Raw genomic sequence first — 13,167 nt, 5'->3', positions numbered from 1 at the left:
GGGGGCCGATGCCAACGCCTGCGCGGGCCCCCGGCGCCGATGGGGCCCCCGGCGGCCCCCGTGGCGGCCAGCAGGCCCACGGCCAGCACCGCGGGGCGCAGCCAGCAACACGGAAGCAGGGCGAGGGGACGGGGCGTTTTCAAAGGCAAGAAATGGCGTGCGGGCAGGTGCGGCGGGTCAGTATTTGGTTGTCAGGCGTTGGTTATCAGTTTTTAAGGAAGTCATTGGGTCGTCATGCTCATCTAGTGGCCGCGCAGTCGAAGCATCTCTGCCGTTCACTATTTAATGGTTACTGCTGCGGTAGAGATGCTTCGGCTGCACTTCGTTCCGCTCAGCATGACGTTCAATTTTGGATTTTCAGATTTTTTAAAAAGCTGACAAATAATAACCAACAACCGACAACGAACAACTCAATACTCGCCTTCGTCGCCGGGGCCGTAGGGCTGGAGCCCGGCGGCGGCCGGGGCCTGGCCCAGCTGGCCCACCAGGGCGTGCAAGCTGCGGCTTTCCTTAAGCTCCACTAAGTTGAAGTACTGAAACGCCAGCACCAGCAACAGGGGCGGGTACACCAGCAGTGTGAACAGGGTGGTGATGGCCGTGATGGTGACCGTGAACAGCGGCGTTCTGACGGAGTGCACTATCAATGTGAGGCCGCCGGCCAGCAGCGTGGCCACGCTGCCCGCGGCCGCCAGCAGCACATACAGCAGCAGCACCATGATGAAGAGCACGCCGAACGTGGACCACCACTTGCCCCGCGTCAGGAACAGGCAGCGGCTGAGGGTGGCCCGGAAGCCCGTGCCCTCCACCAGCCGCACGATAAAAAATAGGCTCAGGGCCACCATCAGGTACATACCCGGCAAAACGAATACCAGTAAGCCCAGCATTATGACAATGGTGAGGCCCCAAATGGAGAGAAACGTGCGCAGAAATTCGCGCTTCACCACCGCCCACACGTCGGCCACGCTGGCGGGGCGGCCCGGGCCGGCGGTGCCCGTCAGGCAGTGCAGCAGGTAGCCGTACACGCTCAGGATGAGCAGAGTAGTGAAAATCTGGCTCACCACTGTGTTGAGGTAATAGGTGGGCGAGGAGAACAGGGTGCCGTACAAGGCACTTTGCCGCTGCCACGCCGCGCCGCCGCCAGTCGCCGCCGTCTGCACGCGGGCCAGGAGCTGGGTTTGCAGCAGGCCGGAGAGCACGCCCTGCACCAGGGCGGCGGGCAGGGCAATGTAGAGCAGCACCCGGCCCAGGGGCCGGAAATGCACGCCGATGAACTCGAACGTGGCGCTGATTTTCTGCCCAAAGTCCCGCTCTTGGCGGAAATCGGATTCTTGCGAGTAAGTGTTGGCCATAGCGTTGGGAAGGAAGGGATTGGAAAGCAGCGCAAAGGAAAATGGAGCGAAACGGCCCGCTACCCGGCGGCAGCTGGGGCCCCTAGCTGCCGCCGCAGCCGGATGGGGTACCACACGAAGTACCACCCCAGGAACGCCGCCGACCCGCCGATGATGGCCAGGCTGGCCGCCAGCGGCATTTCGGTGTGGCGCGTCACGAAGCTCTCTAAAAAGCCCGCCACGAAGAACAGCGGCACCAGGCCCATGGCCAGCTTCAGGCCCTCGCGGGCCGAGTGCCGGAACGCCGCGGCCCGGCTGTAGGTGCCCGGAAACAGCAGGCCCCGGGCCATCACGAAGCCCGCGCCGCCGGCCAGCACAATGGACGAGATTTCGAGCGTGCCGTGGATCCAGATGGTGAGCAGCGACTGCCGCAGCACGTGCTGCTGGTAAAAAAAGTACTGGAACGAGCCCAGCATCACCCCGTTTTTGAAGAGCAGGTACGCCGTGCCCACGCCCCCTGTGATGCCGGCCGCGTAGGTGAGCAGTGCCACCCGCACGTTGTTGGCGGTGATTTGCAGGAACATCGAGGCCTGACCGTCGCTCTTGTAAATGGCCATTGGGTCGCCGCGGCGGATGTTTTCCAGGGTCTGGTCCACGTAGCCGTCGCTGAGCACGGCCCGCACAAACGTGTCGTCGTAGGCCGCCGACAGGGCCCCCAGCGCCGTGAAGAGCAGGAACAGGGCCAGGGCCCAGGCCAGCGTGCGGTGGTGGCGCCCCACCACCAGCGGCACCTCCCGGGCCCAGAACCGCCCGAAGCGCCCGCCCGCCTCCCGCTTGTTGCGGTACAGGGCCTGGTGCTGCTGGGCGGCCAGCGTGTTGAGGTACGCCGTGGTGGGCGAGGCGGGGTAGAAGGTTTGGGCGAAGGCCAGGTCGTCGGTCAGGGCCACGAAGCGGGCGGCCAGCTCGTTGGGGTCGGCGGCGGGGCGGGCCGCGTACTGCTGCCAGCGGGCCTGGTTCTGGCGGAGAAAAAGGGCTTCGCGCATGACGGAGTAGTAGGCCTTAAAGGTAGCAGCCGACGCCGAAGCATCATTATTTATTCATTAACCGCCCGCGGCGCAAACATCTTGGCGGCGGGCCGTATTTTCGGCGGGTCCTTTCGTACAGCACCCCGCCCGCCCATGAGCACCCTCCGCATCCACACCACCCAAAACGTCAGCCTGGAGTACGAGGTCGCCAGCGTGGGTGAGCGCCTGCTGGCCACACTCATCGACTACGCCCTGTACGCGGTGTGGTTTGTGCTGGGCGGGGTGCTGCTTTTCAAGCTGGGCGCCAACGAGAACCGGGTGGCGCTGACGCTGCTGCTGCTGCCCACCACGTTCTACTTCCTTGTCTGCGAGGTGTTTTTTAATGGCCAGACGCTGGGCAAAAAGGCGCGTAACCTGCGCGTGGTGCGCCGCGACGGTACGGCCCCCGGCCTGGGCGACTACTGCCTGCGCTGGCTGCTGCGCCCCTTCGAGGTGCTGCTCTTTTTTGGGGCCCCGGCGCTGCTCACCGTCCTCATCAACGGCAAGGGCCAGCGCCTGGGCGACCTGGCCGCCGGCACGGCCGTCATCAGCCTGCGCCCGCGCGCGGCCCGCGCCGAGGGCCTGGGCCTGCCCGTGGTGCCGGCCGGCTACCAGCCCGTATTCCCGCAGGCCGCCCACCTCGCCGACCACGACGTGGCCCTGCTGCGCCAGCTGGTGCACCAAGCCAACGCCCGCGGCAACTTCGCGCTGCTGCGTGAAACCGCCGATAAAGTGAAGTCCCTCACCGGCATCGCCACCGACCTGCCCGACCTGCCCTTCCTGCAAACCGTGCTGCGCGACCACGCCCACCTAGCCGCCCAGGAATAGGGCCCGGGGGCCCCCAGCGCAAGCAAAAGAAGGTAGTGGTTTAAGGTGGGGGTGGTCCGGCGACTTTTTCAGTCGTCGGGCCACTCTTACTAAAAAAAAACAGAGGTTCCGGTGTATTGCAAGAGTGGTCGACGACTGAAAAAGTCGCCGGACCACCCCGTTTTAGAATACAAAAAAAGGCTTGCCCGGATGGGGCAAGCCTTTTTTTGTTTGCGATTAAAGCCTGTTGGGGCCCCTAGTTGCGGGTCATTAGGGTGTTGGTGGCCAGCTCGGTGGACGGGATGGGCCACACATAGAGCACGTTGGTGGGCTCGACGGCGCCGATGGAGCCTTTGCCGGGGATGGTGGCCCCGAGGCGCATCAGGTCGATGTTGCGCAGGCCCTCGCCCAGGAACTCGATGCGGCGCTCGAGCAGCAGCGCGTCGGTGGTGGCGGCCACCGTGCCCAGGTCGGCAGCGGTGTAGGCCGTAGCATTGGAGCGGGTGCGCACGGCGTTCAGCAACAGCAAGGCCTGGGGGTCCACGGTGTCGGTGGAACGCACGCGGGCCTCGGCCAGGTTTAGCATCACTTCGGCGTAGCGGATAACGGGGGCCTTGTCGATGAACGGCGTGCCGTTGGGGTACTTCGAGAGGAAGTACTCGGTGCCCGACTTGGCTACGAAGCCGACGCGGCGGGCATCGGTGGCGGCCCAGTTAGTGTTGGCGTAGATGCTGCCCGCGCCCGTGTTCAGGCCGTACTCACCGCCGCCGCCTAGTGAGGCGGGCAGGTAGTAGAAGGCCAGCTGGTTCTGCGTGCCGGGCGGGTCTTGGGCCGTGAAGGGAAAGGAGAGGATGCTCTCGGTCGTTTCCTGCGGCGCGGCAAACACGGCCGTCACCGAGGCGTTCAGGGCGTTGGGCACGCCGCTCGGCGCCACGAAGGGCGCCGCGGCGGGCACCAGCTTGTTGGCCTCCGTGATGACATCGGCGTAGCGGCCCATGCTCAGGTACACGCGCGTTTTCAGGGCGATGGCCGTGTTGCGGTGGGCCCGGGTCACGTTCAGGGTAGGGCTGGCGTAGGCTAGGGGCAGGTTTTGCTCAGCGAAGGTGAGGTCGCTCAGGATTTGGTCGTACACTTCGGCCACCGTGCTGCGGGCCAGGTCGTTGTTCTGGGGCCCCATTTCGGCCAATATGCGCAGGGGCAGGCCGGGCTTGCTACCGTTGCCGTCGGTGTAGGGCCGGGCGTAGAGTTGCAGCAGCGAGTAGTAGCTCAGGGCGCGCAGCAGCCGGGCCTCGCCGCGGTAGGCGTTGGCCGTGGTGGCAAAGTCGGCCGCGAACGTGGGGGCCACAAATAGCCCCGCGTTGTTGTCGAGGCCCGCCAAAAACACGTTGGCCTGGTTGATGGCCGCGTAGGCGGCGCCCCAGGTGTTGATGACGTCGTTCTGCGAGGCTTCCGTAAGCGTATGGTTCCACACCCCCAGGCCGGTTACGCCGTTCGAGGTGCGGTTCACGAAGTCGTTGGCCCGGATGTCGCCGTAAATCTGGTAGCGGCCCCCCAGGAAGCTGCCCGTTTTCACGTAGGCGTACAGGTTGTTGACTTGCAGCGCAATGCGGGCCGGGGTGCTGAACACCACCTGGTCAGAAAACGCCGTGGTGGGCACGGGGCTCAGCAGGTCGGTCTGGCAGGAGAAGGTGCCCAGGGCCAAAAAAGCAGCGCAGGCCGCCGCGGTTGCCTTGTTCTTTATAGATAGCTTCATCAGAGAAGAAAATGACGTTTAGAAACCGATGTTGAACCCGACGGTGTAGGTGCGGGCCTGGCCCACAGAGTTGCGGTCGACGCCCGCGCCGGTGTTGCTGCCCTGGCCCGAGGTGCTGTTGGTGGAAATCTCCGGGTCGATGCCCGAGTACTTCGTCAGCAGCGCGGCGTTCTGCACCTGCACATACACGCGGGCGCTGGCCACGCCCAGGCGGGTGATGGTGTTGGGGGTGAAGGAGTAGCCCAGCGACACGTTGCGCAGGCGGGCAAAGTCGCCCTTTTCGATGTTAGACGACATCACCAGAGCCGAGCCGTTCGATACGTTGTCGCCGTACACCACCCGGGGCCACTCGGCGTTGGGGGTTTCGGTGGGCGAGGTCCAGCGGTTCAGGATGTCGGTCTGGTTGTTCCAGAAGCGCTGGTCGTGCAGGCCCGATTTCGTGCCGTTGTAGATGTAGTTGCCGCCCGAGAACTGCACAAACACGCCCAGGTCGATGCCTTTATAGCGGAACGTGTTGTCGAAGCCGCCGTACCAGGTGGGCAGCACGGGGCCGTAGTACTGGCCGTCGCCCAGCTGCGTGGGGGCCGAGGTGTTGCGGCCGTCCATCGTGGTCCAGCCCGTCGAGCCGGCGCCAGTGGTGCCTTGGTGGTTGTACTGCACCACGGTGCCGTCGGCTTTCTGGATCATGCGCTGGCCGTTAGCGGGGTTCACGCCCAGCGACTTCACCGCCAGTAGCTCGCCGGCTGAGTGGTCTACTTGGGTGTAATTCACCGTTTCGAGGCCCGAGGTGGCCGTGCCGATTCGCTGGCCTTCGGTGGCCAAGGCCAGCACGCGGTTCTTCAGCGTCGTCACGTTGCCGCTCACCGTCCAGGTAAATGGCTTGTTCTGAATGGCGTTGAAGCGCAGGCTGAACTCGACGCCCGAATTCTTCATCGAGCCAATGTTGGCGGAGATAGAGTTGCTGCCGAAATTGCCGGCGCTGGAGCCGTTCGGGATGCCTTTGGACGGGGCCTGGGGCACGTTCAGGATCAGCCCGTCCACCAGGTTATTGTAATAGGCGAAGTCGCCCTGCAAGCGGTCTTGCAGGAAGCCGAACGAAAGTCCGATGTCCGTTTTCTTGCTCACTTCCCAGGTCAGGCCCCGGTTGCCGGCGTTGGCGTAGTTCAGCGAAGCGTTGGAAGCGTACAGACCCGAGTTGTAGGTTGAGAGCGTCACGAAGTCATCGATACCCTGGTTGTTGCCCACGCTGCCGTAGCTACCCGTAATCTTCAAGAAGCTAAAGGCTTGCGCGAAGGGGGCGTTCTTCCAGAAGTTCTCTTCCGAAATGGCGTAGCCCGCCGACAAGCCGTAGAAGTTGCCCCACTTCTGGTCGCCCCAGGCCGAGTAACCGTCGCGGCGGAAGCTGGCAGACAGCAGGTACTTGCGGTCGTAGTTGTAGTTCACTCGGCCGAAGAACGACACCAAGTAGTTGGTGCCCACGAAGTTGCCCGAAGAGGCAATGTTGGTGAAGTTGCCCTGGAAGTTGGTGAAGAACGGGTCGGCAATCGTGGTGCGGGTAGCGCCCCAGCGCTGGGAATTGGTCACCTGCTGCTCGTTGCCGGCCAGCAGCGAGAAGTTGTGCTTCTCGCCAAACGTGCGGTCATACTGGGCCGTGTTCTGCCAGTTCCAGCGCTTGTTGGTGCGGTAGTAGTTGCTGGCCGAGCCGCCCGTAGAAAAGCCGTCGCCGGCCAGGGCCGTCTGAAACGACTTGTCCTCGAACGAGATGTTGTTGATGCCATAGCTCGTGCGCAGGCTCAGGCCCTTCACAATTTCCCAGTTGGCGTAGGCGCTGCCCTGGATTTCGCTGCCGTCCGAGTTGAAGTAGTTGTTCTCCAAGTCTACCAGCGGGTTGTAGTAGCCGGGCAGCAAGGGGGCCCCGGTGGCCGAGGTTGGGTTGACGTTGGCGCCCGGCCCGACGCCTGCGCCGCTCACGCTGTAAGTGCCGTCGGGGTTGCGGGCCGGGATGTTGGGCGGCAGCACCAGGGGCAGGCGGCCCAGGCCGGCCGTGCCAAATGCCCCGTCGGCCACCGAGCCCGAGTTGGGCGAGGCGTTCTGGGTATTGGAGTAGCCGAAGCGCAGGCCCACCGTAAAGTTCTTGTACACCTTGTGGTCCACGTTCAGGCGGCCCGACAGGCGCTGGAATTGGTTCTGGCTCAGCATGCCCTTCTGTTTGGTATAGCCCACCGACGAGTAGTAAGTGGTTTTTTCGGTGCCGCCCGAGAAGTTCACGTTGTGGCTCTGCGAGAAGCCCGTGCGGTAGATGTAGTCGTACCAGCGCGTGTCCACCGTGTTGCCGTCGGCGTCGAGCGTGGGCCGGAAACCTTCCACGTTGGTGGCAGGCTGCCCAATTGCGGCGCGGTTGGCGTTTAGGTTGCGCACCGCCTCGTTCTTAATCATCATGTAGTCCTGGGCCCCCAGCACATCGTAGAGCCGCACGGGCTTCACCCAGCCCGCCCAGCCGTCGTAGCTGATTTTGCTTTGGCCGCGCTTGCCCTGCTTGGTGGTGATAAGGATGACGCCGCCCGCGGCCCGCGAGCCGTAGATGGCCGTGGCCGAAGCGTCTTTCAGTACCTCCGTGCTCTCGATGTCGTTGGGGTTCAGGTTGCTTAGCGGGTTGTTGGGCACGCTGCCCACCGCCGAGTTGTTGCCGCTGAACGCCGGGATGCCGTCAATTACAATCAGGGGCCCCCCGCTCAGCGAGATGGAGTTTACCCCGCGGATGCGGATAACGGGCGGGTTGTTGAGTACCCCGTTGGGGGTGGTGATGCTCACGCCCGCGGCCCGGCCTTGCAGGGCCTGGTCGAAGCTCTGCACCGGCAGGTTGGCAATTTCCTTGCCCGTGATGGTGGCCACGCTGCCCGTCAGGTCGCGGCGCGACTGCGTGCCGTAGCCCACCACCACCACCTCGTCGAGGCCGGTGAGGTTGGCCACCAGCTTAACGTCAATGGTGGACCGGTCACCAATTCGGGCCTCCTGGCTGTCGTATCCCACGAAGGAGAAAACCAGCGAAGTCGCCGTGGTCGGTATCGAAAAGCTGTACTTACCCGCCGCATCGGTGGAGGCCCCTTGCGAAGTGCCCTTGGCTACCACAGTTACGCCCGGCAGAACGCCCCCGTCGCTGCCAACCACGGTACCCGAAACATTGCGCCCCTGGGCCCGGAGGTCCTGCGCCGCGAAGACCAGCGCCAAGGAAAAAAACAACAGTAATAGTCTTCTCATGAGTTTTATTGTGTGGGAAATGGTGACTAATCTTGCGAATATAGTTGCGCAATATTCAATCAATACACCTATCCTTCACAATTAAATCACAAAATCTTTATAAACCGCGAACAAATTATTGATAATCAAAGCTATATTTAAAACAAGCTGTCGGTTATTGCTGGCAAATTGCTGCACGTAGCAAGGGCCCCACCAGCCGAACCCTATCAAGCAGGAGGTTCGGCCAATGGGGCCCTTGCTATGAATAATGCAGAATTTATGACGAAGGACTCTCTGTCAGGCAGGGCTTCCGCGGCACTATCGTGGTAATTGGGCCAATGTACCCCCTGAAGAAAGGATGTTTTAACAAAAATGCCTATGTTATCATATAGCGCATTTTAGCGCAACGTACAGCGCAATCATCGGTCATTGCGTCGGTATTTATGCTCTTTTGTTGCGTAAAATAGCCTTGGTGCGAAGCAGAAACGCTGCGCTGGGGCCCTGGCCTACCACGGCACGGGCTGGTTCTGCCAGGTCACGAAGCTGCCGTTCTCTTCGGCGTGAAGCTGCTCGGCCAGGCGGATGATGCCGCGAGCCGAGTCGGCGGGCTCCTGGGTGGCGTGGTCGCCGCCCATGCCGGTGCGCATCCAGCCGGGGTCCACCACCACCGAGAGGATGCCCTGGTGGCCCACTTCGGCGGCCAGGCTGCGCATGTACATGTTCAGGGCGGCCTTGCTGGCGCTGTAGTGGTAGGGGTCGCCGGAGGCCTTCCAAGTGAGCGAGCCCAAGCCCGAGGAGATGCTGACGATGCGCGCCTTGCCGCCGGCCCGCAGCAGCGGCAGCAGCGCCTGCGACACCAGCAGGGGCCCCACGGCATTGATGCGGAAGGTTTCGACGGCGGCCGCGGCCGAGAGCTGCCCCAGGGGCTGGCCCTTGCCGCCGGGCTGGTACACGCCGGCGTTGTTCACGAGCACATCCAGGCCATCCACGGCCTGGGCGGCGGCCTGCGCGGCGGCGGCAATGGAGGCGTCGTCGGTCACGTCGAGCGTGATGAGCGTGAGGCGCTCGGCGTACTGCCGGCGCAGGGCTTGCAGCTCGCGGGCGGCGTCGGGCTGGCGGCTGGCGGCCAGCACGTGGGCCCCGCGCTTGAGGTACTGGCGGGTGAGTTCGAGGCCCAGGCCCCGGTTGGCCCCGGTGATGAAAATGCGTTGCATGGAAATGGGAGAAGAATGAAAAAGCCCGGCAACCGGGCCCCGGCAAAGCCGGGCCGCTGAAACGGACGGCCGGCCCGGAAAGTTGGGCAAAAAAGCTAACGTAGCCAAGGAACCAGGGCCCCGGCCTACGGGAAACTTGACGCACTGGGGGCCCCACACGGGTCGGTTCCGCCCCGGGGCCCTAACGCCCCGCTCCAGGGCCCTAGTGGTGGGCCAGCCCGGGCGCCACCAGCGGCAGGGCCCAGTTGATGAGCAGCACGCCGGCCAGGCCCACCACCGACACGATGGTTTCCATGGCCGTCCACGAGCGCAGCGTGTCCTTCACCGAGAGGTTGAAATACTCCTTGAACAGCCAAAAACCGCCGTCGTTAAAGTGCGAGAGCAGCAGGCTGCCCGCCCCAATGGCCAGCACCATCAGGTTGGGGTCGGCGTGCGACTGGGCCATGGTGGGCAGCATCATGCCCGCGGCGGTGAGGCCGGCGATGGTGGCCGAGCCCAGGCTGACGCGGATGACGGCCGCAATGAGCCAGCCCAGCAGCAGCGGCGGCAGCCCGGTACCTTGCAGGCCGGCGGCAATTTCGGTGCTCGCGCCGCTGGCCACCAGCACTTGCTTTAGGGCCCCCGCGCCACCGATGATGAGCAGAATCATGGCAATGTCCTTCACCGCGCTGCCGTAGGAATCCATAATGGTGGGCATGCTTTTGCCCCGGGCCAGGCCCAGCGTGCAGGTGGCCACGCACACCGAAATCAGGAGGATAATGGTGGGCTCGGCGATGAGCGCCAGCGCGGGGCCCCAGGCGCTGCCCGCCGGCAGCAGCAGCCGCAGCCGCCCGCGCCCAGCAGCAGCAGCACCGGCAGCAGCGACGATACAAAGCTATTGATGCGCCCCGGCAGCGCGCTCTCGGGCAGGTCCTCGGCCACGAAGCCCGCCAGCGGCCGCGACACGATGCCCTTGAGCGTACGCGAATACAGGGGCCCCGCCAGGATAATGGCCGGTATCGCCACCAGCAACCCGTAAACAAACGTGAGGCCCATGTTGGCGTGGAACTGCGCCACCAGCACCGTGGGCGCGGGGTGCGGCGGCAGGAAGCCGTGCATCACCGAGAGCGAGGCCAGCATGGGCAGGCCCACGTACACGGCCGGCAGCTTGTACTTGTACACCACCGAAAAAATCAGCGGCACCATCAGCAAAAACCCGACATTATAGAAGAGCGGAATGCCAATGATAAAGCCCGCCGCCATCAGCGTCCACTGAATATTGTTGGTGCCGAAGGCCCGGATCATCACGGCCGCAATTTGCTGGGCGGCGCCGCTGTCGGCCACCAGCTTGCCCAGCATGGCCCCCAGCACAATGATGACCACCACCGAGCCCAGTGTGTCGCCCAGCCCCTGGTACACGGCGGCCAGTAGCCGGTCGGCGGGCAGGCCCAGGGCAAAGCCCACGGGCAGCGTCACGAGCAAAAACGCCAGAAACGCATTCACCTTGCCCCAGTTGATGAGAACCACCAGGCCCAGCACGGCCAGCAAAATTACGAGTAAGGCCATAAGCGCGGCAGGGACGAAGACGGGAAAAACTGCCAGGGGCCCCGGGGCCCCGCAGCGGTTGGGAGGGGTGAAGGTAGGAGCCGGCCGCGGGACACGCGCCGGCCGCAGTTTAGCGCGGCGCGCGTAACTGCTGGCCGATGAACGGCGCGAGTTTGCAACTCGCAAAGCGGAATGGTCCGTTTGCGCAAGCCGCCGGGCCACTACGCGGCCGTGAGTCACAGACGCACCCCATTCAGCAGCCAGCAGTTGCGCGCGCCGCGCTAAACTGCGGCCAGCGCATGGCGGTGGGGCCCCACAAAAAAGCGGTCGGGCCGCGCTGGGCCCGACCGCTTCTGGTCGTTTGGTAAATAGGGCCCCGGGCTTAGCCGGCGGATACGGCCTTGCGGCGGCTGGTTTTAGGGGCCCGCTCCTCGCCCTGGGCCAGCAGCTCCTCGTCGCGCTCAGCGGCTTTTTTGGCCCAGCTCAGCGAGAACAAGTCCTTGCGGCGGTCGCGCAGGTTACGCACGGCGCCGCTGGTGTTCAGGTCTTTCAGCAAGTCCAGGTCGAGGTCGGCGATGAGGGTCATCTCCGTGTTGGGGGTGGCCTCGGCCACGATGGCGTCGTGCGGGAAAGCGAAGTCGCTGGGGCTGAACACGGCCGACTGCGAGTACTGGATGTCCATGTTCTCGACGCGCGGCAGGTTGCCCACCGAGCCGGTGATGGCCACGTAGCACTCGTTCTCAATGGCCCGGGCCTGGGCGCAGATGCGCACGCGCTGGTAGGCGTTCTTGGTGTCGGTCCAGAAGGGCACGAACAGGATTTTCATGCCCTCGTCGCTCAGCAGGCGGCTCAGCTCCGGGAACTCCACATCGTAGCAGACCAGGATGCCGATTTTGCCAAAGTCCGTGTCGAAGCACTTCAGCTTGTCGCCGCCGCGCATGCCCCAGTAGCTGGCCTCGTCGGGCGTCACGTGCAGCTTGTACTGCTCGTCCACGGTGCCGTCGCGGCGGCACAAGTAGCTCACGTTGTAGAGCTTGCCGTCCTCGTACACCGGCATCGAGCCGGCAATTACGTTGATGTTGTGGCTCACGGCCAGCTCCATCATCCGCACCTTGATGGGCTCGGTGAAGGCCGCCATGCCGCGGATGGCCGCCGCCGCCGATTCCTCGTTGGTCAGGGCCATCATCGGCGCGTTGAAGAACTCGGGGAACAGCACGCAGTCGGCCTTGTAGCCGCTCACCGTATCCACGAAGAACTCAATTTGCTGGTAAAAATCCTCCAGGCTGGCCGTGGCGCGCATCTGCCACTGCACAATGCCAATGCGCACATTGGACTTCGTGTTGCCGATGAGCTTGTCGAAATCCTCGTCGTAGTACACGTTAATCCACTCCAGCAGCGTGGCGTAGGCCTTGCTTTCGGAGTCGTAGGGCAAATAGCCGCGGATAATTTTGCGGACGTAGAAGTCGTTGCTGAGCTGGAAGGTGAGGATGGGGTCCTTGATTTCCATGTTGCGCACCATCTCCACGTACTTGGCGGGCGTCATCTCGTGGGCGTGGGCGGCGTAGCCGGGAATGCGGCCCCCGGCCACCATGGCGCGCAGGTTCAGGTTTTCGCACAGCTCCTTGCGGGCGTCGTAGAGGCGGCGGCCCAGGCGCAGGTTGCGGTACTCGGGGTCCACAAACACGTCCACGCCGTAGAGCGTATCGCCGCCCTCGTCGTGGGTGTCAAACTTGCCGTTGCCGGTAATTTTGGCGTAAGTGTGCTTATCGCCGAACTTGCTGTAATCAACGATGATGGCCAGGGCGGCGGCAATCAGCGTGCCGTTGTCCTCAATGCCAATCTGGCCCTCCGGGAACTTGCGCAGTAGCGCGGCAAACTCGTCGGCGGCCCAGGCGCCCTCCATGCCGGAGTACACCTTGTCCATGATGACCTCGATGGCCTTGAAATCGGAGCGGCGGAGCTGGCGCAGCACCAGCTTGTGGGCCGGAATGGCGGTGGGCGTCAGGCGCTCGTCGAGCACGGGCTTGCCAACTTTTTTGTGGTGGGTGCCGCCGGGCGTGGCTTTGCCGTTGGAAATAACAGCCATAAAATCAACTGGAAATGCGTGAGCGACCCCCGCCCAACTAAGGCTGGTCAGGGACCCAAAAAGTATTCAGATTAGGGAGCGGCACAAGGCCAGCCACCTACTTTAACGTGAACCAGCGCCACAAGGTGCATTAGCAAGGCCATTTTCCCGCGCC

At 63.8% G+C, this 13,167-nt stretch carries 9 protein-coding genes; 1 reads left to right on the top strand and 8 read right to left on the bottom strand.

All coding sequences use genetic code 11. From position 1 onward, the window contains the following. Window positions 1-410: 410 nt before the first annotated feature. Together BEN49_RS17995 and BEN49_RS17990 are read right to left on the bottom strand one after the other, a co-directional pair. Window positions 411-1,349 (bottom strand): hypothetical protein, encoded by a 939-nt coding sequence (locus tag BEN49_RS17995; protein WP_070745839.1) that lies wholly within the window; start codon window positions 1,347-1,349, stop codon window positions 411-413. A 59-nt stretch (window positions 1,350-1,408) separates the two neighbouring features. Continuing rightward, window positions 1,409-2,371, bottom strand: coding sequence for a stage II sporulation protein M (locus BEN49_RS17990; protein WP_070745838.1), 963 nt, complete (start codon window positions 2,369-2,371; stop codon window positions 1,409-1,411). Window positions 2,372-2,506: 135 nt separating this feature from the next. On the opposite strand from BEN49_RS17990, the gene BEN49_RS17985 reads away from it, so the two are divergent. After that, entirely contained in the window at window positions 2,507-3,220 is a 714-nt protein-coding gene (locus BEN49_RS17985) for an RDD family protein (RefSeq protein WP_070745837.1), read from the top strand. Window positions 3,221-3,455: 235 nt separating this feature from the next. Here BEN49_RS17985 and BEN49_RS17980 read toward each other — a convergent pair whose 3' ends face one another. From BEN49_RS17980 to BEN49_RS17960, 6 genes are all read right to left on the bottom strand, one after another. Continuing rightward, the gene (locus BEN49_RS17980; RefSeq protein ID WP_070745836.1) at window positions 3,456-4,952 is read right to left on the bottom strand and encodes a RagB/SusD family nutrient uptake outer membrane protein; all 1,497 of its coding nucleotides are present in this window, start codon (window positions 4,950-4,952) and stop codon (window positions 3,456-3,458) included. A gap of 18 nt (window positions 4,953-4,970) precedes the next feature. After that, window positions 4,971-8,210 carry a SusC/RagA family TonB-linked outer membrane protein gene (locus BEN49_RS17975; protein ID WP_070745835.1) on the bottom strand — a complete coding sequence of 1,080 codons (3,240 nt, stop codon included), beginning with the start codon at window positions 8,208-8,210 and terminating at the stop codon, window positions 4,971-4,973. A 485-nt stretch (window positions 8,211-8,695) separates the two neighbouring features. Continuing rightward, entirely contained in the window at window positions 8,696-9,403 is a 708-nt protein-coding gene (locus BEN49_RS17970) for an SDR family oxidoreductase (RefSeq protein ID WP_070745834.1), read from the bottom strand. A gap of 202 nt (window positions 9,404-9,605) precedes the next feature. Beyond that, window positions 9,606-10,160 (bottom strand): GntT/GntP/DsdX family permease, encoded by a 555-nt coding sequence (locus BEN49_RS30620; RefSeq protein WP_317040471.1) that lies wholly within the window; start codon window positions 10,158-10,160, stop codon window positions 9,606-9,608. Next, window positions 10,151-10,948, bottom strand: coding sequence for a GntT/GntP/DsdX family permease (locus tag BEN49_RS30615; protein ID WP_317040470.1), 798 nt, complete (start codon window positions 10,946-10,948; stop codon window positions 10,151-10,153). Before BEN49_RS30615 ends, BEN49_RS30620 begins: the two co-directional genes overlap by 10 nt. Before the next feature lie 361 nt (window positions 10,949-11,309). Beyond that, window positions 11,310-12,851, bottom strand: a complete 1,542-nt coding sequence (locus BEN49_RS17960; protein ID WP_438831791.1) for a bifunctional GNAT family N-acetyltransferase/carbon-nitrogen hydrolase family protein — start codon at window positions 12,849-12,851, stop codon at window positions 11,310-11,312. Between the last annotated feature and the right edge of the window lie 316 nt (window positions 12,852-13,167).

The organism is Hymenobacter coccineus, assembly GCF_001816125.1.
In the GTDB taxonomy this organism is placed as follows: domain Bacteria; phylum Bacteroidota; class Bacteroidia; order Cytophagales; family Hymenobacteraceae; genus Hymenobacter; species Hymenobacter coccineus.
This window is presented reverse-complemented; position numbering and strand designations above follow the sequence as displayed.